Origin of the sequence: Streptococcus mitis SK1080 (assembly GCF_000220085.1) — a bacterium.
Classification (GTDB): domain Bacteria; phylum Bacillota; class Bacilli; order Lactobacillales; family Streptococcaceae; genus Streptococcus; species Streptococcus mitis_K.
In genome coordinates this window covers 1-25,779 of record NZ_AFQV01000013.1, presented here as the reverse complement: position 1 = coordinate 25,779, position 25,779 = coordinate 1, and the positions used below count along the sequence as shown (strand labels likewise).

Here is a 25,779-nt window from a genome sequence, read left to right as displayed (position 1 = left end):
AATAGAAAGGAGGAATGATTTATGAAAAATATTAGCCCTTTAAGATATCCAGGTGGAAAGTCTCAAATTTACGATTATGTCAGAGAGCTCGTTGTAGCTAACAATGCAACAACTTATATTGAGCCTTATATGGGCGGAATGGGAATTGCCTTGAAGTTACTTTTTAATAATGACGTAGAAAAAATCATGGTAAATGATTTTGATAAAGCAATTTATGCTTTTTGGTATTCCGTATTAAATTATACTGAACAGCTGATTAAAAAAATTGAAACCACACCTATCACTATCGAAGAATGGAAAATTCAAAGAGATATCCAGAATAATAAAGATAATTGTGACGATTTGCTTTCTCTAGGTTTTTCAACTTTATTCCTCAATCGTACGAATCGTTCAGGTATTATAAAGGCAGGTGTAATTGGTGGTTTAAAACAAGACGGATATTACAAACTTGATTGTCGATTCAATAGAGAAAAAATTATTGAGAAAATTACATTGATTGCATCTCTAAAAAAACGTATTAAACTTTATAATATGGATGCTGAAAAGTTTATTCGTTTAAATATTTCTAGAACAAAAAATTCTTTTACATTTTTTGATCCACCTTATTATAAAAAAGGACCTGGATTATATACAAACTTCTATAATCATGAAAATCATCTTAGTTTAGCCAAATCCATAAAAAAATATATGTCTAATAAAAATTGGATTCTTACATATGATGTTTCTGATGAAATTTTTAAAATGTATAGCAACCTTAGGAATGAAAAGTATTATCTAAATTATTCTGTGACAAAACCTAGTAAAGGAATTGAATATATTTTTTACTCGAAACAATTAATTATTCCAATAGAAACACAATTTTTGAAAAAAGCTTAAATAAAAATCCCCACACTCTCCATCGCCAAATTTTGAGTGTGAGGATATCCAGTATAGTAAAAGGCATTAAAAAGCCTGTTTTACTATACCCATTTTATCAAAAAGGTGAGGTAAAAACAATGTGGATGGAAGAACTTCCCAACGGAAAATACAAATTTTTTGAGCGATACAAAGACCCTTATACTGAGAAACGAAAAAGGGTGTCTGTCACTCTTGACTCTGGCTCAAGCAGGGCAAAAAAAGAAGCTCAAAAACAACTGGATGAGAAAATAGAATCCATGATTCAGAAGCTGACTACTGCTTCTGCTCTATTTCATCCAGTCTTTGACGAATGGTGGGAATTTTATCAAAAATAAATAAAATTAAGCACCTATAAAACAACTCTAGCAACCTACAATAGAATTAATGAAAAAATCGAGTTAGGAACAAAGTTAGAAAATATAGATGTGCGATTGATTCAAAGATTGATTGATACGGAAGAATGGACATATACTCAGAAGTATAGGGTTAAATCATTTCTAAACATATTCTTTGATTATGCTATTGATCAAGGATTTATCGAAAACAACCCAGCAAGAAAAGCAAAGCTACCTCGAAAAAAACAAAGCTTGGAGCAGATTAAAAATGCAAAGGATAAATATCTAGAACCAAAAGAATACAAGGCTATTTTAAAAGAACTTTATCGAAAAGATATCACATTACGGTACGCTTTGGCATGTGAGTTCATGATTCTGAATGGTTGTCGTGTCGGAGAGTTAGCTGGTCTTACACTAGACAAATATCATAAAGATAGCAAGACATTAGACATCCATACAACATTCAACCGATACATTCCAGATGATGATGGAACTAAGACTTTTGCCAGCTTCAGAACAACTCACCTCACAAAGAGAGAGATTGAGATACTAGACAAAATGGTTGAACTGAACCAGCTCAGTGAAAATACTGACCCAAATTGGTACAAGAGCACTCGTATATTCGTCACAAACACTGGTAAGCCAATCCATAGTTCAATTCTAAGCAAGTCTCTCCAGCGAGCAAACGAACGTCTTAAAAAACCAATTCCCAAACATCTGTCCCCTCACATCTTCAGACATACAACTATTAGCATTTTAGCTGAAAATAAAATTCCGCTAAAAACAATCATGGATAGGGTTGGACATTCTGATTCTGATGTTACTAATTCCATCTATACCCACGTCACAAAGAACATGAAAGATGAAGCAATCAATGTACTGGATAAAGTTATGAAAAAGATTTTTTAAAAAGTTTTGCCCCCTAAATACAAAAATAGCCCTTCGGATAAAATCCGAGGGGCTAGAAACGTTGTTAAATCAACGATTATTTCTTAAGGTTGTAGAATGATTTCAATCCACGGTATTCAGCTACTTCACCAAGTTGGTCTTCGATGCGAAGCAATTGGTTGTATTTAGCGATACGGTCTGTACGTGAAAGTGAACCAGTCTTGATTTGTCCTGCGTTAGTTGCAACTGCGATATCAGCGATTGTTGAATCTTCAGTTTCACCTGAACGGTGTGATACAACGGCAGTGTAACCAGCTTCTTTAGCCATTTCGATAGCTTCAAAAGTTTCAGTAAGAGTACCGATTTGGTTAACTTTGATAAGGATTGAGTTAGCAGCACCTTCTTGAATACCACGTGCAAGGTAGTCAGTGTTTGTTACGAAGAAGTCGTCACCAACAAGTTGTACTTTCTTACCAAGACGTTCAGTAAGAGCTTTCCAACCATCCCAGTCGTTTTCATCCATACCATCTTCGATAGTGATGATTGGATATTTGTTAACCAATTCTTCAAGGTAGTCGATTTGTTCTGCAGATGTACGAACAGCAGCGCCTTCACCTTCAAATTTAGTGTAGTCGTAAACTTTACGTTCTTTATCGTAGAATTCTGATGAAGCACAGTCAAATCCGATAAATACGTCTTTACCTGGAACATATCCAGCAGCTTCGATCGCAGTAAGGATAGTTTCAACTCCGTCTTCAGTTCCTTCAAAACGAGGAGCGAATCCACCTTCGTCACCTACGGCAGTTTCCAAACCACGAGATTTAAGGATTTTCTTAAGAGCGTGGAAGATTTCAGCACCGTAACGAAGAGCTTCTTTGAATGATGGCGCACCAACTGGCAAGATCATGAACTCTTGGAAAGCGATTGGAGCGTCAGAGTGAGAACCACCGTTGATGATGTTCATCATTGGAGTTGGAAGAACTTTAGTGTTGAATCCACCAAGGTAGCTGTAAAGTGGGATTTCAAGGTAGTCAGCAGCAGCGCGAGCTACAGCGATAGACACACCAAGGATTGCGTTAGCACCCAATTTACCTTTGTTAGGAGTACCGTCAAGTGCGATCATAGCACGGTCGATAGCTTGTTGATCACGTACATCGTAGCCGATGATAGCTTCAGCAATGATGTTGTTTACGTTGTCAACAGCTTTTTGTGTACCAAGACCACCGTAACGAGATTTGTCACCGTCGCGAAGTTCAACTGCTTCGTGTTCACCAGTAGAAGCTCCTGATGGAACCATACCACGTCCGAAAGCACCTGATTCAGTGTAAACTTCTACTTCAAGTGTTGGGTTACCGCGTGAGTCTAGGACTTCGCGAGCGTAAACATCAGTAATAATTGACATTTTTTACTCTCCTTATGAGTTAAATTTTTTACACCTCTATAATACCTTAAAACCCTTCCTTTTTCAAGAAAAAACGTTATCTTTGTGCAAATTTTCCTTAACTTTATAAAGTAATCGCTTTCTTTTGTCTGTTTTATTCTAACTTTTATGATATACTGTTTTCATGACAGATTTATCAAAACAATTACTTGAAAAAGCTCATGGTGGAGCAAAATTAAATCCGGATGAGCAAAGACGCTATCTTGGTACTTTTGAGGAAAGAGTTCTTGGATATGCAGATATTGACACAGCAAATAGCCCTCAGTTAGAAAAAGGCTTTTTATCTATTTTAGAAAAACTTCAGGAAAAAGCAGATCCACTATTTGTGAAGATTTCACCAAACATCGAATTTGACAAGCAAGTTTTCTACTTGAAAGAAGCAAAAGAAACTGATAGTCAAGCCACCATAGTATCTGAGGAACATACTTCTTCTCCTTTCGGTCTGATTATCCATAGCAATGCACCCGTTCAAGTAGAAGAAAAGAACCTTCGACTTGCTTTTGCAAAACTTTGGGAAGTTAAAAAGGAAGAACCAGTCAAAACATCCTTCTGGAAGAAATGGTTCGGCTAAATCTTGCGCATAGTTAATAAACCCCCAATATTGGCAGCCGTGCGCTCCAGATAGAGACTGGCATTTTTCAAACTATCTTCTAGAGGTTTACTTTTCTCTAAAATAGAAAAGGCAGCTTGAATATTTTCAAATGGTAGGGAAGGTAAATCTTCAGCAAGACTACCACAAATAGCAATGACAGGAACTCCGACCGGGGTTCTTTTTGCAACACCTATAGGTGCTTTACCTGCTAAACTTTGACGATCTAGCTTTCCTTCTCCAACAATAACCAAATCAGCAGCTAAAACTTTCTTATCAAAATCAATCAAATCTAAACAGGTATCAATTCCAGACACGATATTTGCCTGAGCAAAGGCACACAAACCGCCAGCAATGCCTCCACCAGCTCCCGCTCCTTTAATTTCCAATATTGCAGGTGATACTTTTTCATAAAAATCTTGTATTGCCTGATCTACAACTGCAAACATAGTAGGAGCTAGGCCTTTTTGTTTGCCAAAAATGTAGGTCGCACCTTGATGACCACATAAGGGACTCACGACATCTGCTAAAATACGAATTTGCACATCTTCAGGAATTTCATAGCGATTTTCTATTGAAACAAAAGATAAGTTCAATAAGGATTGACCACAAGCGGGCAAGATATTTCCATCCCTATCATAAAATTGATAACCTAAACCAGCTGCAATCCCCAGTCCTCCATCATTACTAGCCGTGCCACCAACGCCAATATAGATATCTTTAATCCCTTGAGCAATGAGATGACGAATCAACTCTCCAATACCACAAGTTTGGATTTGAAGTGGATTTCGTTTCTCTATCGGAATTTTTCCAAGGCCAACCAAATCAGCTACTTCAAATAGTGCCAGTTGACTTTTTTGAAAATAGCGCATGGATTCTTTTTGTCCAAAAGGTCCTGTCACTTGGATCCATTTTTCTTCAAGGTCAAGAGAATATCGAATGGAATCTACTGTACCTTCGCCACCATCACCAACAGGGCAGAGGAGATAGTCTACATCTGCAAGCGATTGTTGGAAACCTCTTTTTATAGCTTCAGCCACCTCTTCAGAGCTCAAACTTTCCTTAAATGAATCTGGTGCAATTACAATCTTCATATTTTCCCCTCATTCTAAATAGTCAATCAAAGGAAGAACTTCTAAAAAATCCCTCTTGTCAACATGATGTTGTATTTCTTTTTTTAGCACTTCTTTGGCACAAAAGGCGATTCCTAGTCCCGCAGACTTCAACATTAATAGGTCATTGGCCCCATCACCGATTGCAATCGTTCTTTCCCTAGGAAGTTGCAGTTCCTTTCTCCATTGTTCTAGAGTATCTTTTTTGACCTCAGGACTTATAATTTGTCCAATCAATTTTCCGGTTAAAAGACCATCTTTGACTTTAAGTTGGTTGGCAGAGAAATAGGCAATACCAAGGGATTTTGCAAGCCTCTCAACTATTGGAGTAAATCCACCGGACACTAGACCAACTAGGATTTCATTCTTTTGGAGAATAGAGATAAATTTCTGTGCATTTAGCGATAGATGAATTGAGTTGAAAACTTTATCAAAGACCGAATCAGGGAGGCCTTTTAACAAAGCTACTCTCTCTCGTAAACTGCTTTCAAAGTCCAACTCTCCTCGCATTGCCCGACTTGTAAGCTGCGAAATTTCCTCCTCACAACCTGCCTCTCTTCCCAACAAATCAATCACTTCTTCTAGGATTAAGGTTCCATCCACATCCAACACACACAAGCCTTTTACTTGAGACATATCTTCTCCTCTCTAAATAGCCTAAAAATCGTATGAAGTCATCATACGATTTTATCTATTAATTAACTAAACTATGGTACAAGTCAAGGTATGACTTGCAGGCTGTATCCCATGAGAAATCACACTCCATAGCTTGTTTTTGTAGATTTCTCCAAACATCAGGATGGTTTCTATACAAGTCCAATGCTGTTTGGAAAGTCCAATTTAACCAATAAGGAGATAGATTGTCAAAGCTAAAACCAGTACCGCTTCCTTCGATTGGATTGAAAGCGCGAACGGTATCTCGCAAGCCACCAACTTCATGGACCAATGGCAAGGTTCCATAACGCATAGCCATCATTTGAGACAAGCCACACGGCTCAAAACGACTCGGCATGAGGAAGAGGTCGCAAGCAGCGTATATTTCTTGAGCTAGTTTGACATCAAAAGTGATATTTGCTGATAGTTTGTCTGGATAGATTTGAGCAAACCATGAGAAAGCTCCTTCAAAGGCTGGATCGCCAGTTCCCAAAAGAACAATCTGAACATCATTTTGCAAGATATGGTGCAAACTTTCCACCACCACATCAAAACCTTTTTGACGTGTCAAACGAGAAACAATTCCCACCAGTGGAACATCAGCCCTAACGGGTAAACCAACTCTTTCTTGCAATTTTGCCTTATTTTTGGCTTTTCCAGACAAATCTTCCTGATTGAAATGATAGTCTAAAAGAGCATCCGTCTGAGGATTATACAGATCAGCATCAATCCCATTCACGATACCAGAGACCTTGCCAGATTCCATTCTAAGAATCTGATCCAAGTTACATCCGAACTGACTTGTCATAATTTCATGAGCATAGCTAGGTGAAACGGTTGAAACACGGTCTGCGTAAAGAATTCCAGCCTTCATCCAGTTCAGACAGTTGTTCCAGCGAAGGGTACCATCAGCATAACGTTCAAAACCAACTCCAAACAAATCCCATAACATTCCTTCTGAAAATTGTCCTTGGAATTCCAAATTATGAATGGTTAAAACAGTTTTTATTCCTTGATAGGCTTGAATCCAACGGTATTTTTCCTTTAACAAGAACGGTATCATAGCTGTATGGTAGTCATGAGCATGGAGAAGATCAGGGATAAAGTCAATTCTTTCCATAGCCTCAATGGCAGCAAGTTGGAAAAAGGCAAAGCGCTCTCCGTCATCAAAATCACCGTAAACATGACCACGGAAGAAATAATATTGGCTGTCAATAAAGTAGAAGGTTACACCATTTAAGACGGTTTTCTTAATTCCACAATACTGTCTGCGCCAACCAACACTCACCTCAAAATGAAGAACATCTTCAATTTGATTTCCAAATTTAGCCTCTACCATATCATAGTAGGGTAAAATCACTGCAACTTCGTGCCCAGCTTTTACCAGTGATTTTGGAAGAGCGCCAATAACGTCTCCCAAACCACCTGTTTTTGAAAAGGGTGCACCCTCTGCTGCTACAAATAAAATTTTCATGAATGAATATCCTCTGTTACTTTGCTACCTTTCTTAACAACAACTGGATGTTCTGCAGTTCCTCGAATCACAACACCAGGCTCAACTTCAACACCCTTGTCTAAGATAGCATATTCTACCTGAGCTCCTTCTCCAATGACAACACGAGGGAAGAGCAGGCTATCTTTAACCAAGCTATCCTTGTAAACATGAATATTACGTGATAGAACAGAATTAGCCACTTGACCTTCAATGATACTACCAGACGCAAACTGAGAAGTGCTTACCTTAGATGTATTAGCATAATAAGTTGGTTCTTCGTTTTTGACCTTTGTATAAATCTTTTGATTTGGTGAGAAGAGAGAATAGAATTTCTGTGATTCAAGCATATCTTTATTAGCTTGGTAATAAGATTCTACAGAATGAATATTTGCAAGGTAGCCTGTATACTCGTAGGCGAAAGCTCCCTCTTTTGCAGCCAAATCCCGTAAAACATAACGCAACTTCTCTGGATGTTCTTTTTTAGTTTCTTCTTCCAAGCGTTCAATCAACCAAGGTGTATCAACGACAAAGATATCTGTAGACATATTGAACGTTTCAGCTGCTGACTTGCTATCAAAGAGTTTATGAGAAAGAACATGGTCTGTTTCATCTACTTCCAAGATTGCGTTCACTTCTGAAATATCTTTCTTAGGAAGTTTCTTATAAACAACTGTAATAGGCCCCTTCGTTGTGTTATGAAGGTGGAAAACTTGGTTCAAATCAATGTTAATCAAGACATCGCAGTTGAGGGCAACCGTTTGGTTTGAGCCAGAACGTTTCAAATAAGTAAGAAGCTGTTGGTAGTATTCTTTTCCAACTGTGCTACTTTCTACACGGGTATTGTAAATTCCTAGATAGTAATGGCTAAGAAGGGTTGATAAGCCCCACTCGCGTCCTGAACGAATATGGTCAAAGACTGAGCTGATATTATCCTGCTGGAAAATACCAAAGACACTACGAACACCTGCATTAGCAAGACTAGAAAGCGGGAAGTCAATCAAACGATATTTCCCACCAAATGGCAAACTTGCTACTGGACGGTGGTCCGTCAATGTCGACATATCATGAAAACCAACTGTATTTCCTAAAATGGCAGAATATTTATCAATCTTCATCTGTTGCTACCCCCACTACTTCATTATATCCTACAACTTGTACTTCATCTGTTCCATCAATTTCGACACCGTCAGAAATAATCGCACCTTCACCAATAATGGCACGTTTAATCTTAGCTCCTTGACCAATGATAGCTCCACTCATGATAACTGAATCAACAACTTCCGCTCCTTCGCGAACTTGCGCGCCTGTTGAAAGGATAGAATGTTTAACAGTTCCATCAACGAAACATCCGTCTACAACTAATGAGTCTTCCACATCAGCATTTGCCCCGAGGAAGTTTGGTGGTGAAATCAAGTTTCTTGAGTAAATCTTCCATTGACGGTTACGACTATCCAAGGCATTTTCTGGAGAAATATACTCCATGTTCGCTTCCCAAAGTGACTCAATCGTACCAACATCTTTCCAGTAACCGCTAAATTCGTAAGCATAAACACTTTCACCTGACTCAAGGTAATTTGGAATGACATTTTTACCAAAGTCTGACATATCGACATTGCTCTTTTCAGCAGCAACAAGCATATTGCGGAGACGTTGCCAATCAAAAATGTAGATTCCCATAGAAGCTTTTGTAGATTTTGGTTGTGCTGGCTTTTCTTCAAATTCAACAATGCGGTTATTGGCATCGGTATTCATGATACCAAAACGGCTAGCTTCCTTTAGAGGAACATCAAGAACTGCGACTGTCAAACTAGCATTATTATCCTTGTGAGACTGGAGCATATCATCATAATCCATTTTGTAGATATGGTCCCCAGATAGAATCAAAACATACTCAGGGTTGACACTGTCGATATAATCAATATTTTGGTAAATAGCGTGGCTAGTCCCCTCAAACCAACGATTTCCTTCACTTGCAGAATAAGGTTGAAGAATAGAGACACCAGAATTGATACCGTCTAGTCCCCAGCTTGAACCATTCCCAATATGGTTATTGAGAGCAAGAGGTTGGTACTGTGTAATGACTCCAACATTGTGAATCCCTGAGTTGGCACAGTTTGAAAGAGCAAAGTCAATGATACGGTAGCGCCCACCAAATTGCACAGCTGGTTTTGCGATGCTTTGAGTGAGTTTACCGAGACGAGTTCCTTGCCCACCAGCAAGAATCAAAGCTAACATTTCATTCTTCATTTTCTACTCCTTTTTGGTTTTTACTTGTGACGGTTTTTGCAGATTTCAAGCGGCGTTTGATTTTCCAGACACTAGCTCCCATAGCTGGTAGGGTAAAGGTTAAGGTCTGCTCATAATCTTTCCATAGTCCTTCTTGCGTTTGAACAGTTTGATTATGTTCTTTCCAAACGCCTCCCCACTCTTCTAACTCAGTATTCCAGACTTCTTCGTAAATTCCTGCAACGGGTAGTCCGATTGTAAAATCTCTTCGTTCAACAGGTGCCATATTAAAGACGCAGACTAGCATTTCTCCCTTTTTACCCTTACGAATAAAGGAAAGAACACTCTGGTCTCGATTATCCGCATCAATGATTTCAATACCATCATAGCTGGTATCAATTTCCCACAGACAGCGGTTGTCTTTGTAAAACTGGTTTAGCTGAGAAGTGAAATACTTCATCTTAGCATTCATTGGGTCTTCTAGGTTAGACCATTCCAACTGTTCTTCAGATTTCCATTCTAGGAATTGACCATATTCGCTACCCATGAAGAGCAATTTCTTACCAGGGTGACAAATTTGGTACGTATAGAGATTGCGCAAGCCTGCGAATTGATTGTAACGATCTCCCCACATCTTATGCATCATACTCTTCTTGCCATGAACCACTTCATCGTGCGAGAATGGCAAGAGATAGTTTTCATTGAAAACATACATAAAGCTGAAAGTCACCAAATTAAAGTCATATTTACGATAAATCGGATCTTCTTCGTAGAAACGGAGGATATCATTCATCCAGCCCATATTCCATTTGTAGTCAAATCCTAGACCACCAAGCTCTTTCATTCCCGTAATCTTGGTTGCAGACGAACTTTCTTCTGCAATCATCATCACATCTGGATATTCTAACTTAATAATGTCATTCAAGCGTTGAAGGAAATAATAACCTTCATAGTTGAGATTTCCCCCATCTTTATTAGGTGTCCATGGAGCATCATCATAGTCCAAATAGAGCATGTTGCTAACTGCATCCACACGAATACCATCCAAATGATAGACATCGATCCAATGCTTAATACAAGAAATCAAGAAGGACTGGACTTCATTTTTTCCAAGGTCAAAATTGAGAGCGCCCCAACCATAGTTATGAGCCTTATTATGGTCTTGGTACTCAAAAGTCGGTGTCCCGTCATAATAGGCTAAGGCATCATCATTGATGGTAAAGTGACCAGGTACCCAGTCTACGATAACCCCAATATTATGGATATGACACTCCTCGACAAAATCTTGAAACTCCTCTGGTCGGCCATAGGCATGCTCTAAAGCGAAGTAACCCATAAGCTGATACCCCCAACTCAAGCCCAAAGGGTGGGACATCAAGGGCATAAACTCAATATGAGTATAGTTCATTTCAACGAGATAAGGAATGAGTTCATCCTTGAGCTGGGCAAAACTATAAGGACTACCATCAGGATTTCTTTTCCATGACCCAGCGTGAACTTCATAGATATTGACCGGACGTTCAGCAAAGCCCCAACGTTTTCTTCGTGCCAGCCAAAGTCCATCCCTCCATTTCTTCTCAGGAAGCTCTGTTACGATTGCCCCTGTTCCTGGACGCGCCTCATATCTGACAGCAAAAGGGTCAATCTTCATCAGTTGATGACCATTTTGACGTGTGACATGATATTTGTAAATATGCCCTTCTTGAGCCATATTGGTAAAGACTTCCCAGACCCCAAAGTCATTTCTTACCATTGGAATCTGACCCTCAATCCAGTTGGTAAAATCACCAACCAAGTGAACAGCCTGAGCATTAGGTGCCCAAACACGGAAAGTATAACCATACTCTCCATTTAGCTCTTCCCTATGTGCTCCTAGATAATGCTGAAGGTGAAAATTCTCTCCTGTCATAAAGGTGCGCAAAGCTTCTCTTTTATCCATAATACCCCCTCTTTTCTGTAAGCGTTTTCTATGTTTTTATTATACTACCTTTTTAGAGAAGATTCAAGTGAATTACTATATTTAGTAAAAATTCTTTTGAAAATCTTCAACAAATTCACTGATGTGTCCACTTGTAAATCAATGTTTTTTCAAAAAAATGTGAAAACGCCTTTCTTTTCTCTACTATAATACCAAAAAGTTCGTATTTTTGCTACCAATATTATTTTTTTATAGCAAAAAATAAAACCAGGAAAACAATTTCCTGATTTTACACGTTTGATGAAAATATTTATCAAATTTTCTATACAAGTGAGTTATCAGCTAAGTTCTTTCTATTCGTTCACTTCCAATGATGTGTTAGAATAGCGAGATAGATGGTCTTTATAAAACACTCAAGACGGCTAGACTAATATCATCTAACACATTGTCTTCTTTTGAGCGACTGTTGGTTACCAACATAGCTAAATTTCCTGCATTTTCAAATGGATAGGGTTCTGATTTAGCATTCACAACCACCAAGAGATGTTCTTTGCCGTGAACTTCATAGATAAGGCAGCCGCTATGTTCAATCGCAGAATGCACAAAGACATGATGGTAAATTTCATCATAGCTAGAGTAAGAAAAGGCACCAGTTTTTGTCTTCAATCGGATGACTTGACGGATAAACTCAATACTATCTTGACGCTCATTGATCAAATCCCAGTTGACTTGGTTCACACTGTCAGGAGCATTATAGCTATTCATCGCACGCTCTCTATCATCATGGGTCAACTCACCATTCTCACCAGTCGCAACCAGTTTGGTACGACCAAATTCTTGACCGATTTCCATAAAGGCCATCCCTTGCATGAGTAGGTTCATAGCTGTGGCTGTCTCAACCTTGCGCATGATTTGTTCTGAACTTTGGTCTGGATGAAGGGTTGCCAATAAATCGTGAAGATTGTAATTGTCATGGGCTTCTACATAGTTAAGCACCTGATTTGGATGTGTATAGGTTCCTAATTCACGACTTCCTAGGATTGCTTTAGCTAGAATTGGCTCTGTCGCAGCACCACTGACAAAACCTGACTTGATAGCACCATAAACTTCTCCACCTTTGACAGCATCACGCTGATTGTCATTAAAGAAACCAATATTTGGCATTTCGTAGGCGTTGTCTTTCTTAGCCTTATCATAAGGGGCAAGACCTGTTCCCATATCCCATCCTTCTCCATAGAGGATAATGTTAGGATCGATTTCATCCAAACTCTGACGAATCATCTGCATGGTCTTGACATCATGAATCCCCATCAAGTCAAAACGGAAGCCGTCAATATTGTATTCCTGCACCCAGTATAGAAGAGAATCAATCATATACTTGCGAAACATTTCGTGTTCACTGGCTGTTTCATTTCCAACACCCGTTCCATTCTGGAAGGTACCGTCTGGATTCATGCGATAATAGTAATCAGGGACTGTTGTTTGGAAAGGTGCATCAACAACTGAGAAGGTATGGTTATAGACCACATCCATAATAACACCAATACCCGCATCGTGGTAAGCTTGAACCATGGTCTTCAAATCGCGAATGGCCTGAGCTGGATCATCTGGATTAGTTGAAAAACTAGTTTCTGGTGCGTTATAGTTTTGTGGATCATAACCCCAGTTGTAGGTTACATTCCCATCCTCATCGTATTCTTTGTGACGGTCTGCAATTGGTTGCAACTGAACATAATTGTAGCCCAACTTCTTGATGTGATCAAAAGCAGTTGACTGACCGTACTGGTTAACTGTTTCAGTCTGAGCAGCACCCAAGAACGTTCCTCGAAGATGTTCATCTACACCTGATGTCGGTGATTGGGTCAAATCACGAATATGCATTTCACAAATAACTGCCTTACATGGATTTTCCAAACGCCAAGTAGCCTCAGAACCGTGCTTAACCTCGAAGTTTTCGACTTGTTTTTCTGCATGGCTCAGAATAGCAGAACGTTTGCCATCAGGACTGGTCGCAATGGTGTAAGGATCACGTGTCAGTGTTTGGTGATGAGGGAATTGGACTTGATACTGATAAGCCTTACCAGTCAAATCTTCCTCAACATCCAAACTCCAGACACCAATAGTATTGTCCTTATGGTTATAAGAGTAACGATTGCCTCTCTCCATATCAAAAGTTTTCCAAACAGAGGCATCATTAGCAGCTGATTCATAAACCACAACCTGCACTGCTGTCGCTGTTGGTGACCAAAGGGAAAAATGAGCCTGATTGTCCTCTACATGGCACCCCAATTCACCTTGGTAGCCCCAGTGGTGGTCAAAACTAGCACTGTTAATGGCCTTATCAAAGGCAAAAGGATTTTGATTTTTATAGAAAGGACTGGCAATAGCAGGATTTTCAGAGTAATAAATTCTATCATCCCCTTCCAAAATCCAGACCTCCGTTAAGAGAGGATAGTGATTAAAACGGATAGCATACTCTTTACTGGTTTGTCCTGTATGAACCACAAAATTCAAGCTTTCTAAGGCATGAGAACTTGGGTGTTCAAAACTAAATAAGGCACCAAAATAATCTTCTTGGTAAGTTAGTAAATCAATTCGCTGGTCATGGCTTTTTACAAAAGAGCAAGTGTCATATTCACCATTCTTGCGATGGTAATGAATGCGCATAGGGTAGGTATACATTTTTATTTTTCCTTTTTTAATTTATTTCTGTTTTATTAATAAATTTTTGACTAATTTTGTCCCGATTAACAAACATTGTCATTCTATCTAAACTCTGTTTTTAAACGATCATTACAGACTTTCTAGCCAAGCTTCATCTCGAACCTCAATACCGAGTTCTTGGGCTTTTTGAAGTTTACTTCCAGCATCTGCTCCTGCAACGACGAGGTCGGTCTTTTTAGAAACACTGCCTGTCACCTTGGCACCCAGACTTTCGAGTTTGCTTTTAGCTTCTGAGCGCTTGAGCCGTTCCAATTTTCCAGTCAATACCACTGTCAAACCTGACAAGGCTGCATCTGCTACTACCGTCTGTCCTTTATAGTCCAGATTGACCCCAGTTTCTTTCAATTCTCTGAGGAGAATTTCAGAGCCTTCTGTAGCAAAATAAGTCTGAAGACTGTTGGCAATCACACCACCCAAACTTTCAATACTCGCCACTTCCTCTGGATCTGCCTGAGCCAGATTTTCAATTGAATGGAAATGTTGAAGTAACAGCTGACTAGCCTTACTGCCGACATGGCGAATCCCTAGTCCAAACAAGAGTTTTTCAGCAGAGTTTTCCTTAGATGCTTGGATGGCCTGATACAGTTTAGCAGCTGACTTTTCCTTAACCCCCTCTAAAAGGAGGAAATCGTCTTCTCGCAAACGGTAAATATCCGCCACATCCTTGACTAAATTGGCAGCAAAGAGTTTTTCGACTACCGACGGACCAAGACCTGTAATATTCATGGCATCTCGAGAGGCAAAGTGAATCAAGCCTTCCATGATTTGGGCAGGGCAACGTGGATTGATACAACGTAAGGCAACTTCATCTTCAAAATGCAACAAATCCGAGTCACAACTTGGGCAGTTTGTAGGGATATCTAGTTTCTCTTCAGAAACCCGTTTGGACTCTACCACGCGTAAAACAGCAGGGATGATGTCCCCGGCCTTATAGACGATAACCGTATCATCTTTTCGGATATCTTTTTCAGCAATATAATCCACATTGTGCAGGGTCGCACGACTAACTGTTGTCCCAGCAAGCTGAACGGGAGTCAGATTGGCAGTTGGAGTCACAACACCCGTACGGCCAACTGTCCAATCAACTGACAGGAGCTGAGCTTCTTTTTCCTCAGCAGGAAACTTATAGGCTACTGCCCACTTTGGAGCCTTAACGGTAAAACCAAGCTCTTCTTGGCCTGCTAGATCATTGACCTTGATCACCACCCCATCGATATCATAGGGCAGATTGTCTCGTTCCTGTCCTACTTCTTGGATAAAATTCCAAATCTCATCCATGCTTTCAGCCAAAATTCGCTTAGGATTAACTACAAAACCAAGTTGTTCTAAGTGCTTCAAAACCTTTTCTTGACTGTCACGAGTTGAAGGGCTGGCTTCTTGATAGAGAAACGTTGCAAGATTGCGCTTGGCAACTACTGCTGTATCCAACTGACGCAGGGTGCCTGCTGCCGCATTACGAGGATTGGCAAATTCAGGTTCTCCATTTTCTTGGCGAGCTTGGTTGACCTGGTCAAAAGAAGCGCGTGGCATGTAACATTCCCCACGAACGGTGATATCTAGTTCTTCTGGCAAGATCAATGGAATGTCCTTAACACGCTTAAGATTTTCTGTGATATTCTCCCCAACAGAACCATCTCCACGCGTTGCCCCAGCAACTAAAATCCCCTTTTCATAAGTCAGCGAGATAGATAAGCCATCGATTTTCAGCTCACAAATATAGGTCGGATGAGCCACTTCCTTACGAACACGCGCGTCAAAAGCTTCAAGCTCCTCACGTGAAAAAGCATCCTGCAAACTATAAAGAGGATACTGATGACTGTATTTTTCAAAACCATCTAAAACCTTGCCACCAACACGATGGGTCGGACTATCTGCTAACACTTGATCTGGATAGGCAGTTTCTAACTCGACCAACTCACGGTAAAGGCGATCATACTCATTGTCTGAAACCGACGGATTATCGCTGGTATAGTACTCAGTCGCATAGCGATTGAGCAAGGCGACTAACTCATTCATTCTTTTATTCATAAGACCATTTTACCATAAAACAAGCCCTCCTCACAAACGAGAAGGGCGGAAAAAATACTTAGATTGGAATTATTTTTAAAACTCAAGCAACCTTATATCAATTTTTCAAAATGAGTTCGAACATAAATAAACGATATACAAGACAAGATGATAACACCACTTCCAATTATCAGGAAAGAAGAGAGATGTACACTTGGCAAGACTGTCATAAATCCTTTTGCAATAGGCATAAATAAAATAGCTAAGGTAAAAATTGTACTTAGTACTCTCCCAAGAAATTCGCTCTCAACCTTGGTTTGTACTTGAGTAAAAAAGTGAATATTAAAAATCGTCATAAACAATTCACAAACTAAATTTCCAGAAAAGGAAAGAAAATTTGGAAGTGGTAGTCCCATCATAAAAACTCCGACACCTGTCAAAGCCAGTAAAATCAAAAGATTATAAACATTAGCTTTAATTTTGCTAGCTAGAATAGCTCCCACAATGGAACCAATAGCCCCCATAGTTAAAATACTTGCATAGGCTCCTTCTGACCCGTAAAGCTGATTTGAAAAGGGGAGGAGAAATTCAAAAGCGGCAAAAAAGAAATTAACGCTGGAAGCTACCAGCAAAAGGAAGAAAATTTCTTGCTGATGCCAGATATAGTGTAACCCATCCTTGATATCTACAAAAATATCTCTCCCAGTAAAAGCCTTTTTCTCTTGAACTTTTGCTTCCTCTTTTGGAAGGAAAGCCACTAGAACAAAAGCAATGAAAAAAGTCAGCGAGTCTAGCAATAGCGTCATATGGAGACTTGCAAACTGTAAAACAAGGAAGGAAAGAACAGGAGAGCTAACACCTACAACCTGCAAAACCAGCTCTAAGCGAGAGTTATAGATCACAATCTCATCTTTCTCCACCACTTCAGTTATGATAGCTTTATTGGCTGTACGAGAAAATGCGAAAGCAATAGCCTGAACAATGTTGGCAAAAATCAAAGCTCCAATCATCCAGCTGTCATTCCTTATGAAAGAAATAGCCAGACAAAGAATCCCACAAACAAGGTCTGTCACCATTAAAATCTTACGACGAGAAAAACGGTCTGAAATGACTCCTCCAAAAGGATTTACGAGAATAGATGTGACGAGTTCAGAAATCTGATACATTCCTAAAACTGTCTGTCCGATAGTCCCCATGGAAGCCAACCAGACACTATTTCCATAATCATAGAGCATATTCCCTATCTTGTTAACAGCTCCACGGCTAATCAACTGTACTGCATAGCGATTCATATAAAACTCCTCTCAAATTTTGAAACTATTGTATCAAAATCGAAAGGAGCTTTTTTCTTTTTCCCTTATTTGGGAAAATTAACCTTTGATAAATTTTTCGTAGTGTTCCTGGTAGTAGGCTACTTGCTCTGGAAGACCTAGCACGTCAAAAATATGCATGGCCTCTTGCATCTGCTTACAACCTTCTTTACACTTTCCTTTTTGATATAAGGCAAAACCTTTTAAATAATGGAAAACATTACGCTCATAAAGCTTAATACCTTTACCAATAATCTTCTCTGTATAAGTCTCAAAATAGCTTGCATTGTCAAAAGAAAGATGCTCTAAACAATGCTGGTAACAATTGAGGGCCAAAATCAACACCAATCTCTTATGGCGACCAATCTCTTGGTAAAATTCTTCCCTCTCCATAACTTCTCTACCAATCCGAGTGACATAGTCCACATCGTAGAAACTATAGAGGTTACCGAAAAGAATCAACTCATACATGGTCCATTCTTCCGTTTTAAAGAGATAATCTGCTACCTTATCCAAATCATCCTGCTCCATATGATAACTCGAATCTCTTTGACAAATCAGACCCTGTAGCAAAATCCAGTTCAGCTCAAAATAGAGGGGATTTGTCGAACTCTTAGCCTTTTCAAGTTGTTCTTCTTGAAGCTTTTGAAAACCTGCAATATCATTTGAATAGTAAAGAGGCACAATTTGTCCCATCATGGCAACATGTTCATGATTGTGAAAATTCCTAGCCTTATCCATGAAATTTTCGATGGTCACATGAATATTATCCAAAATCTCAAAGAACCGTGAGACTGCTAGGTCAGACTCCCCAAGCTCAAAGCGAGATAACTGAGAGGTTGAACAGGACTCACCTGCTGCCTCCTTTAAGGAATAATTGCCACTTGTTCGAAATTCACGAAATACTTTTCCAAGATGTTCCATTTTACACCTGCTCTGATAATTCTTCCCACTCAAGCATGGCTTCTTCCTGACGATGGCTGATTTTGTCCAGTTCAGCCTGCAATTCCATCAGTTTGCTGGCATCATTTGTTTCCAACATTTGTTCAGAAATGGCTTGACTTTGACTTTCTAGCTCTTCAATTTCAGCTTCTAGACTTTCGATTTGTCGCATGAGTTTGCGAACTTCTTTTTGACTTTCTTTCTGAGCTTGATAGTCATTAACTAGGCTTGCTTCTTTTGTTTGATTGCTAGTTGAAGCTTCCTCAGCCTGAGTCATTTCTACTTCTGCTTTCTTCTCAACATAGTAGTCGTAATCTCCCAAGTAAAGAGTCGAGCCATTCTCTGACAATTCCAGTACATGAGTGGCCACACGATTGATAAAGTAACGGTCGTGGCTGACAAATAGAAGAGTTCCATCAAAGTCGATCAAAGCATTTTCCAACACTTCCTTGCTATCAATATCCAAATGGTTGGTTGGCTCATCCAGAATCAAGAAGTTGTTGTTTTCCATGGACAATTTAGCCAAAAGTAAGCGAGCTTTTTCGCCACCAGACAGCATGCCGACTGATTTTTTGACATCATCTCCAGAAAAAAGGAAAGCACCTAGGCGGTTACGGATTTCAACTTCCGGTGTCAATTTAAAATCATTCCAGAGTTCATCCAGTACCGTATTACTTGGTGTTAGCTTGCTTTGAGTCTGATCATAGTAGCCAACCTCAACATTAGCGCCAAATCGCTTTTCACCCTTGATAAAAGGAATCTGGTCTACTATAGACTTGATAAAGGTTGATTTCCCAATACCATTTGGTCCAACAATAGCGACAGCATTCATCTTACGAAGATCCAGATTGATAGGCTCTGACAATATTTCCCCATCATAGCCAATAGCCGCATTTTCAACAGTCAGGACAACATTGCCCGACATTTTCTCAGACTGGAAGGTCATGTTGGCAGATTTCTTACCAGCTTCCGGCTTGTCCAAACGCTCCATTTTTTCCAGTTGTTTACGACGAGATTGGGCACGTTTGGTCGTTGAAGCTCGGACTAGATTGCGGTTGACAAAGTCTTCCAGAGCAGCGATTTCCTTCTGCTGCTTTTCATAGTTTTTTGCCTCAGTAGCTAGCTTTTGCTCTTTCAACTCAACAAAACGAGAGTAATTACCCACATAGCGATCCAAAGAATGCTTGGTCAAATCTAGCGTAATTGTCGCAACCTTGTCCAAGAAATAACGGTCGTGGCTAACAATAATGAGGGCACCACTATAGTTTACCAAATAATTCTCCAGCCAAGCAATAGTTTCAATATCCAAGTGGTTGGTTGGCTCGTCCAAAACCAAGAGATTAGGCTTTTCAAGGAGCATTTTAGCTAGAGCCAAACGAGTATTTTGACCACCCGAAAGCTCGGCAATTTTCATCTGCCACATAGATTCGTCAAACTTGAATCCATTTAAAATCGCTCGAATATCAGCTTCATAGGTAAAGCCGCCTGCTTGGCGAAAATTCTCAGATAAGCGATCGTAATCTGACATCAGTTTATCCAAATCCTCACCAGACTTTTCACCCATCTCCAGCTCCATCTGACGAAGTTGTTTCTCAGTCCGACGCAAGTCATCAAAGACATGAAGCATCTCATCATAGATGGTATTTTCAGACTCAAAACGACTATCTTGAGCTAGGTAAGACAGAGAAATATCTTTTTTCTTATTGATTTCTCCACTAGTTGGCTCCTCTTCTCCAACTAAAATCTTCAAAAGAGTAGACTTACCTGCACCATTTTTCCCAACAAGGGCAATCCGATCTCGTTCATCAACTTGCAGGTTGATATTATCGAAAAGAACCTCTCCTGCAAAAGAACGTTCAATTTTATTAGCTTGTAAAATAATCATACAAGTAGTATAGCATGTTTCCCTAAGGCATTCAAGATAATCGTAAGTCTTAACCCAAATATCCTAGAAAAATCGGCTCTGCTTATGCTTGGTATTCAAAAATATTTGGATTAGAAACTCTATTTATTTTGCAAAATAGCTGGTAAAATATTTTCACTCGTTCACAAGAGTGCCTCAAACTCTTCCACTGTCATACCCAACTGCTGACTAGCTACCTCAGATGGCAGCAGACCTTGGCGAACGAGATTTACTAGACCTACTTTTAATCCCTCTTCAATGCCTTCCGCTCGTCCTCGTTCAAGACCACGCTCCAGTCCTTGTTCAACCCCCTCCGCTCTAGCTGTTTCCAAGGCATAATCCTGTGCTAACAAGGCTTGTTCTTCACGCATACGTAGTTGGCTAAACATTTTCCTGTCCTCCTCGGACCAGCTTTTATAGTCCAGCAGTTGATCTGCTTGGCTGATGGCTCGCTCAGGTTGCTGGGTAAAGGGTTTGTTCCCGAAAAACTCTAACCACGGTTTGCGAACCTCGTCTTTGCTGGTTTCTCTGTATTTTTTAGTTCTTATTTGTGATGGTCTCTCAACAGTGCCTCAAACTCAGATACTGACATACCCAACTGCTGACTAGCTACCTCAGATGGCAGCAGACCTTGGCGAACGAGATTTACTAGACCTACTTTTAATCCCTCTTCAATGCCTTCCGCTCGTCCTCGTTCCAACCCTTGTTCAATACCTTCCGCTCTAGCTGTTTCCAAGGCATAGTCCTGCGCTAACAAGGCTTGTTCTTCGCGCATACGTAATTGACTAAACATTTTCCTGTCCTCCTCGGACCAGCTTTTATAGTCCAGCAGTTGGTCTGCCTGGCTGATGGCTCGCTCAGGTTGCTGGGTAAAGGGTTTGTTCCCAAAAAACTCCAACCACGGTTTGCGAATACTATCTTTGCTGGTTTCCCTATATTTTTTTAATTCTAAGAATGCCATCTTGACCAGATGGTTTTCTTGACCATTGTTGATAATGGTTAAAACCTCACCTGTCGTGTCCTCGCGCATGCTAAAACTGTGGAAAGCTAGATCATCTTGGAAATAATTACTATCCACAATGGCTATTGCGTAAACAGGTGCGATATGCTTGTAACTCTGGTGGGTATCACCTTCTCGCTGGCGAATTTTTTCTAGGTTTTGATTGACCTGACTGCACAAGTAAGCCCACAGGCGATTGATGAAAAAATTCTGATGATGTACCTGAATCTCAATAATTACTTGAGTGCCGTTATCCAACTCCGCCAAGACGTCTATACTGGTATAGAAATCTTGGGCTGAATAAGGCAGGGAAGGTAGTACATGAATATTGCTCCCCTCCAAAATGGTCACATTTTTGGCTGGCAAGTCCAGCATATCGCGAATAAATTGACAAGTGATTTCTGGATTGCTGAAAATTTTCTTAGCAACCAAGTCATTGGTTGGGCTGATGCCCGGATGACGTACAGTCATGTTTGCTCTCCTTTCATTATAGCACATTTTTTAATCTAATTTACTAGATTTGATGCTTCTATCTATTTATTCGGAAAAAGAGTAGAAAAAATAAAAGAAATCTCAAACTTTATAGCAAAATGAAATAAACTCTGAACAAATAGGATAGTAAAGTCGAATCAATTTCTAGCAATGTTTTATAAGTTATAATGTTCTATTCTGAATTTAAGATAACATATAATTTAAAGAGACTGGGCCAAAACTCAACTTCTGGAGAAAATGAAGTAAATCTTCCCACAATAAAACGCATAGTCTCAAGTTTTTCAATACCTGATACTATGCGTTTTTCTGATTTGAGAGGCTTTTTCTCAGCCTCTTCTTAATCTTAGCTTTTCTCAACCTGCTACAGTTGATAAAGAGCTTTATTTTTCATCTTCTTTTTTCTTGAAGAATCCTAGTCCTAGACCAGCTAACAAGGTCATGATACCAGCGCTAGCCAAGGTAGCATTAGCTTCTGTACCTGTGTTTGGCAATTCCTCTCTTCTATTTGTCTCAGAAGTCGGAGTATTTGCTTCTGGAGTGTTTGGAGTTGGAATTTGACTTTCTGGTGTTGGAATAGTCGGATCTTGTGGAGTTGGAATCGGTGTGGTCGGTTTCTGTGGAACAGGATTATTAGGATCTACTGGTGTTATCTTTTCAAATTTATGAATTGTAACACCATCCTTCGTTACAGTTGTAATATATCTGTATCCAGGAATATTTCCTGGTTCATGAGTTCCAGGTTTTTCTGGTTTCAATGGCTTACCGTTTTCATCCACCCAGATTGTAATATGATTACTTTCTGGAGTTGGTTTTACCGGTTCTTCCGGACTAGGCGTATTTGGAACTTTTACATACTCAATCGGTGTATCCTGACCAGGTTCTGTTGGTACTGGTGGAATGTATCCTTGTGTTGGATCATTTGGCACTTTTGGTACTAATGGATTTCCATCTGGTGTCTTAGGTGTATAACCTGGCACATATGGAATCACTGGTACATTTGGTGTAGTAGGATCCGTTGGATCTCCAGGCTTAGTTGGGTCTGTTGGATTGTTTGGATATGGTAGTGGCGTTGGTGTTTCTACACCTGGCACTTTTGGTATCCATGATCCTAACTTAGTATAAACTACTTTACGATCTAAATTAGTTGAATTTACATTAGTTTCTACTTCTTCTACTGAAGATACGTTTGCTACATATCCATCTAATTTTTCTGTCGGAACAGCTTCTAGCGTTTTATCCGTACTTGTCCATTCTCCTGGCGTTACTACTTTTGTTACTAAGTTGTATGTTGCACTACGTTTGAAGTGCGCTGTTTGTTTCTTAGTTGGTTTCGCATCCGCTATTTCTGGTCCATCCGCAGTTTCTTTCTTAACGTAAGTAATTGTTCTTGTTACTTCTTTTTCTAAGTCAGATTTTGCTAAGCCTTCTGTTGGCCATTTTGGTCCTTCTGGTTTATCTGGATCTACTGGATCATTTGGATTTTTTGGCTCTGTTACTGTCACAACTTTTTCATGTACTTTTAATTTGAATACTTGTGTTGGATCTCCATCTGTTGGATCTTTTTCGTTATCAAATTTTTGATTATTTAATAAGTCTTTATTTTCAACTACATATCCACGTTTTTCTAAGTCTGCAATCTTGGCTGTTACTGAATCAGTTGGAATTGCTGAATCCGTTGTTCCGTTATCAATACTTACTTTCTCAGTTGGTAATTCTACCTCTGTTCCTGTTGTTGTATTGAATACTTTCACTACAGCTTTTTGTGGATCTGCCACGTACGTAATATCTGTGTTTGTTCCAGGTTCTGTTGGCACCGCTGGTGGAATGTATCCTTGTGTTGGATCATTTGGCACTTTCGGTTGTAACGGTGTTTCCCCAATCTTCGGTGTGTATCCCGGTACGTATGGAATTACTGGTACATTTGGATCCGTTGGATCTCCAGGCTTCGTTGGATCTGTTGGATGGTTTGGATATGGTAGTGGCGTTGGTGTTTCTACACCAGGCACTTTTGGTACCCATGATCCTAACTTAGTATAAACTACTTTGCGATCTAAATTAGTTGAATTTACATTAGTTTCTACTTCTTCTACTGAAGGTACGTTTGCTACATATCCATCTAATTTTTCTGTCGGTACAGCTTCTAGAGTTTTATCCGTACTTTCCCATTTTCCGTATGTGATTGTTCCTGTAACTACATTATAGCTTGCTTTTCTTGTGAAATGAGCTGTTTGTGTTACTGGGTCTTTTCCACTTGGCTCTTCTTTTCCATCTGCAGTTTCTTTCTTAACATAAGTAATTGTTCTTGTTACTTCTTTTTTAAGATCAGATTCTTTTAGTCCTTCTGCTGGCCATTTTGGTACTGTTGGGTCAACAGGTTTATTTGGCTCTACTGGTACATTTGGATCCACCGGTGTATTTGGTGTTGGTGGTTCTGTTACTTCTACCACTTTTTCATGTACTTTCAAGTTGAAGACTTGTGTTGGATCTCCAGTTTCTGAATCTTTCTGATTATCGAATTTTTGATTATTTAATAAATCTTTATTCTCAACTACATATCCACGTTTTTCTAAGTCTGCAATCTTAGCTGTTACTGAATCAGTTGGAATTGCTGAATCTGTTGTTCCATTATCAATACTTACTTTCTCAGCTGGTAATTCTACCTCTTTTCCTGTTGTTGTATTGAATACTTTCACTACAGCTTTTTGTGGATCTGCCACATACGTAATATCTGTGTTTGTCCCAGGTGTTGTTGGTACTGGTGGTACCTTGTATCCATTTTCTGGATGTTCTGGATCTACTGGTACTAATGGATTTCCATCTGGTGTCTTAGGTGTATAACCTGGCACATATGGAATTACCGGTGTTCCAGGAGTGATTGGTTGTCCTGGTTCAGGATATACTGGTGTTCCAGGTGTTGTTGGATCTGTTGGATGGTTTGGATATGGTTTTGGTGTCATATCTGTTCCTGTCGGTGGTTTTACACCTTCTGGTAATCTTGGTACCCATGATCCTAACTTAGTATAAACTACTTTTTGATCTAATCCTGTTGAATCTGCATTTGTTTCCACTTTATCTACTGAAGCTTTGTCTGCTACATAGCCTGTTAATGTAGGTGTGTCTACTTTTGCTAATTCTTTATCCGTACTTTCCCAATTTCCGTATGTGATTGCTCCTGTAACTACGTTATAGCTTGCTTTTCTAGTGAAGTGGGCTGTTTGTGTTACTGGGTCTTTTCCACTTGCTACTTCTTCTCCGTTTGGAGTTTCTTTCTTAACGTAAGTAATTGTTCTTGTTACTTCTTTTTTAAGATCAGATTCTTTTAGTCCTTCTGCTGGCCATTTTGGTACTGTTGGGTCAACAGGTTTATTTGGCTCTACTGGTACATTTGGATCCACCGGTGTATTTGGTGTTGGTGGTTCTGTTACTTCTACCACTTTTTCATGTACTTTCAAGTTGAAGACTTGTGTTGGATCTCCAGTTTCTGAATCTTTCTGATTATCGAATTTTTGATTATTTAATAAATCTTTATTCTCAACTACATATCCACGTTTTTCTAAGTCTGCAATCTTAGCTGTTACTGAATCAGTTGGAATTGCTGAATCTGTTGTTCCATTATCAATACTTACTTTCTCAGCTGGTAATTCTACCTCTTTTCCTGTTGTTGTATTGAATACTTTCACTACAGCTTTTTGTGGATCTGCCACATACGTAATATCTGTGTTTGTTCCAGGTGTTGTTGGTACTGGTGGTACCTTGTATCCATTTTCTGGATGTTCTGGATCTACTGGTACTAATGGATTTCCATCTGGTGTCTTAGGTGTATAACCTGGCACATATGGAATTACC

At 39.5% G+C, this 25,779-nt stretch carries 18 protein-coding genes and 1 pseudogene; 4 read left to right on the top strand and 15 right to left on the bottom strand.

Annotation, left to right across the window (positions count from 1 at the left end; all coding sequences use genetic code 11):
• The first annotated feature begins 21 nt into the window (after positions 1-21).
• The 3 genes from HMPREF9957_RS05485 (at position 22) to HMPREF9957_RS05480 (ending at position 2,141) form a co-directional block, all read left to right on the top strand.
• Positions 22-876 (top strand): DNA adenine methylase, encoded by an 855-nt coding sequence (locus tag HMPREF9957_RS05485; protein WP_000790385.1) that lies wholly within the window; start codon positions 22-24, stop codon positions 874-876.
• A 119-nt stretch (positions 877-995) separates the two neighbouring features.
• Positions 996-1,232, top strand: coding sequence for a hypothetical protein (locus HMPREF9957_RS13510; RefSeq protein ID WP_000266850.1), 237 nt, complete (start codon positions 996-998; stop codon positions 1,230-1,232).
• A gap of 90 nt (positions 1,233-1,322) precedes the next feature.
• Positions 1,323-2,141: a tyrosine-type recombinase/integrase gene (locus HMPREF9957_RS05480; RefSeq protein WP_001237093.1), complete on the top strand. Its 819-nt coding sequence runs from the start codon at positions 1,323-1,325 to the stop codon at positions 2,139-2,141.
• Between the two features lie 76 nt (positions 2,142-2,217).
• Here the strand turns inward: HMPREF9957_RS05480 and eno are convergent, their stop codons facing one another.
• The gene (gene eno, locus HMPREF9957_RS05475; RefSeq protein WP_000022812.1) at positions 2,218-3,522 is read right to left on the bottom strand and encodes a surface-displayed alpha-enolase; all 1,305 of its coding nucleotides are present in this window, start codon (positions 3,520-3,522) and stop codon (positions 2,218-2,220) included.
• 163 nt (positions 3,523-3,685) lie between these two features.
• Between eno and HMPREF9957_RS05470 the strand changes: the two genes are divergently transcribed.
• On the top strand, positions 3,686-4,132 hold the full coding sequence (locus HMPREF9957_RS05470; RefSeq protein ID WP_000131071.1) for a DUF1694 domain-containing protein: 447 nt from the start codon (positions 3,686-3,688) through the stop codon (positions 4,130-4,132).
• Here the strand turns inward: HMPREF9957_RS05470 and HMPREF9957_RS05465 are convergent.
• The 14 genes and pseudogenes from HMPREF9957_RS05465 to HMPREF9957_RS13695 form a co-directional block, all read right to left on the bottom strand.
• Positions 4,129-5,244: a glycerate kinase gene (locus HMPREF9957_RS05465; protein ID WP_000706390.1), complete on the bottom strand. Its 1,116-nt coding sequence runs from the start codon at positions 5,242-5,244 to the stop codon at positions 4,129-4,131. The two genes, HMPREF9957_RS05470 and HMPREF9957_RS05465, sit on opposite strands and share 4 nt — an antisense overlap.
• Before the next feature lie 9 nt (positions 5,245-5,253).
• Positions 5,254-5,898: a phosphoserine phosphatase SerB gene (gene serB, locus HMPREF9957_RS05460; RefSeq protein WP_000084486.1), complete on the bottom strand. Its 645-nt coding sequence runs from the start codon at positions 5,896-5,898 to the stop codon at positions 5,254-5,256.
• Between the two features lie 58 nt (positions 5,899-5,956).
• Positions 5,957-7,390: a glycogen synthase GlgA gene (gene glgA / locus HMPREF9957_RS05455; RefSeq protein WP_000697306.1), complete on the bottom strand. Its 1,434-nt coding sequence runs from the start codon at positions 7,388-7,390 to the stop codon at positions 5,957-5,959.
• On the bottom strand, positions 7,387-8,526 hold the full coding sequence (gene glgD / locus HMPREF9957_RS05450) for a glucose-1-phosphate adenylyltransferase subunit GlgD (protein WP_000687031.1): 1,140 nt from the start codon (positions 8,524-8,526) through the stop codon (positions 7,387-7,389). The genes glgA and glgD overlap by 4 nt, the downstream gene beginning before the upstream one ends.
• A complete protein-coding gene (locus HMPREF9957_RS05445) occupies positions 8,516-9,658 on the bottom strand; it encodes a glucose-1-phosphate adenylyltransferase (RefSeq protein WP_000787253.1) in 1,143 nt (380 codons plus the stop codon). The genes glgD and HMPREF9957_RS05445 overlap by 11 nt, the downstream gene beginning before the upstream one ends.
• Positions 9,648-11,576, bottom strand: a complete 1,929-nt coding sequence (gene glgB / locus HMPREF9957_RS05440; RefSeq protein WP_000361116.1) for a 1,4-alpha-glucan branching protein GlgB — start codon at positions 11,574-11,576, stop codon at positions 9,648-9,650. Before glgB ends, HMPREF9957_RS05445 begins: the two co-directional genes overlap by 11 nt.
• Positions 11,577-11,957: 381 nt before the next feature.
• Positions 11,958-14,237, bottom strand: a complete 2,280-nt coding sequence (gene pulA, locus HMPREF9957_RS05435) for a type I pullulanase (RefSeq protein ID WP_000288994.1) — start codon at positions 14,235-14,237, stop codon at positions 11,958-11,960.
• 111 nt (positions 14,238-14,348) lie between these two features.
• Positions 14,349-16,307 (bottom strand): NAD-dependent DNA ligase LigA, encoded by a 1,959-nt coding sequence (gene ligA / locus HMPREF9957_RS05430; RefSeq protein ID WP_001042571.1) that lies wholly within the window; start codon positions 16,305-16,307, stop codon positions 14,349-14,351.
• 92 nt (positions 16,308-16,399) lie between these two features.
• The gene (locus HMPREF9957_RS05425) at positions 16,400-17,578 is read right to left on the bottom strand and encodes an MFS transporter (protein ID WP_001083045.1); all 1,179 of its coding nucleotides are present in this window, start codon (positions 17,576-17,578) and stop codon (positions 16,400-16,402) included.
• 78 nt (positions 17,579-17,656) lie between these two features.
• Entirely contained in the window at positions 17,657-18,520 is an 864-nt protein-coding gene (locus HMPREF9957_RS05420; RefSeq protein ID WP_000400540.1) for an Rgg family transcriptional regulator, read from the bottom strand.
• Position 18,521: 1 nt separating this feature from the next.
• Positions 18,522-20,423, bottom strand: a complete 1,902-nt coding sequence (locus tag HMPREF9957_RS05415) for an ABC transporter ATP-binding protein (protein WP_000584864.1) — start codon at positions 20,421-20,423, stop codon at positions 18,522-18,524.
• Between the two features lie 161 nt (positions 20,424-20,584).
• Positions 20,585-20,989: pseudogene (locus HMPREF9957_RS13755) on the bottom strand (Rpn family recombination-promoting nuclease/putative transposase); the annotation flags it as partial.
• A complete protein-coding gene (locus tag HMPREF9957_RS05405; RefSeq protein WP_000218319.1) occupies positions 20,986-21,912 on the bottom strand; it encodes an Rpn family recombination-promoting nuclease/putative transposase in 927 nt (308 codons plus the stop codon). The gene HMPREF9957_RS05405 and the pseudogene HMPREF9957_RS13755, both read right to left, overlap by 4 nt.
• Positions 21,913-22,313: 401 nt before the next feature.
• On the bottom strand, positions 22,314-25,779 hold a 3,466-nt coding region (locus HMPREF9957_RS13695; protein ID WP_000322074.1), incomplete at its 5' end, for a mucin-binding protein.

Bases quoted from the DNA above. Each gene is read 5' to 3' on its own strand.
- glgA (WP_000697306.1), bottom strand. From the start codon at position 7,390: ATGAAAATTTTATTTGTAGCAGCAGAGGGTGCACCCTTTTCAAAAACA.
- HMPREF9957_RS05405 (WP_000218319.1), bottom strand. From the start codon at position 21,912: ATGACTGTACGTCATCCGGGCATCAGCCCAACCAATGACTTGGTTGCT.
- HMPREF9957_RS05420 (WP_000400540.1), bottom strand. From the start codon at position 18,520: ATGGAACATCTTGGAAAAGTATTTCGTGAATTTCGAACAAGTGGCAAT.
- HMPREF9957_RS05485 (WP_000790385.1), top strand. From the start codon at position 22: ATGAAAAATATTAGCCCTTTAAGATATCCAGGTGGAAAGTCTCAAATT.
- HMPREF9957_RS05445 (WP_000787253.1), bottom strand. From the start codon at position 9,658: ATGAAGAATGAAATGTTAGCTTTGATTCTTGCTGGTGGGCAAGGAACT.
- eno (WP_000022812.1), bottom strand. From the start codon at position 3,522: ATGTCAATTATTACTGATGTTTACGCTCGCGAAGTCCTAGACTCACGC.
- serB (WP_000084486.1), bottom strand. From the start codon at position 5,898: ATGTCTCAAGTAAAAGGCTTGTGTGTGTTGGATGTGGATGGAACCTTA.
- glgB (WP_000361116.1), bottom strand. From the start codon at position 11,576: ATGGATAAAAGAGAAGCTTTGCGCACCTTTATGACAGGAGAGAATTTT.
- HMPREF9957_RS05425 (WP_001083045.1), bottom strand. From the start codon at position 17,578: ATGAATCGCTATGCAGTACAGTTGATTAGCCGTGGAGCTGTTAACAAG.
- HMPREF9957_RS13510 (WP_000266850.1), top strand. From the start codon at position 996: ATGTGGATGGAAGAACTTCCCAACGGAAAATACAAATTTTTTGAGCGA.
- HMPREF9957_RS05470 (WP_000131071.1), top strand. From the start codon at position 3,686: ATGACAGATTTATCAAAACAATTACTTGAAAAAGCTCATGGTGGAGCA.
- pulA (WP_000288994.1), bottom strand. From the start codon at position 14,237: ATGTATACCTACCCTATGCGCATTCATTACCATCGCAAGAATGGTGAA.
- HMPREF9957_RS05415 (WP_000584864.1), bottom strand. From the start codon at position 20,423: ATGATTATTTTACAAGCTAATAAAATTGAACGTTCTTTTGCAGGAGAG.
- HMPREF9957_RS05465 (WP_000706390.1), bottom strand. From the start codon at position 5,244: ATGAAGATTGTAATTGCACCAGATTCATTTAAGGAAAGTTTGAGCTCT.
- ligA (WP_001042571.1), bottom strand. From the start codon at position 16,307: ATGAATAAAAGAATGAATGAGTTAGTCGCCTTGCTCAATCGCTATGCG.
- glgD (WP_000687031.1), bottom strand. From the start codon at position 8,526: ATGAAGATTGATAAATATTCTGCCATTTTAGGAAATACAGTTGGTTTT.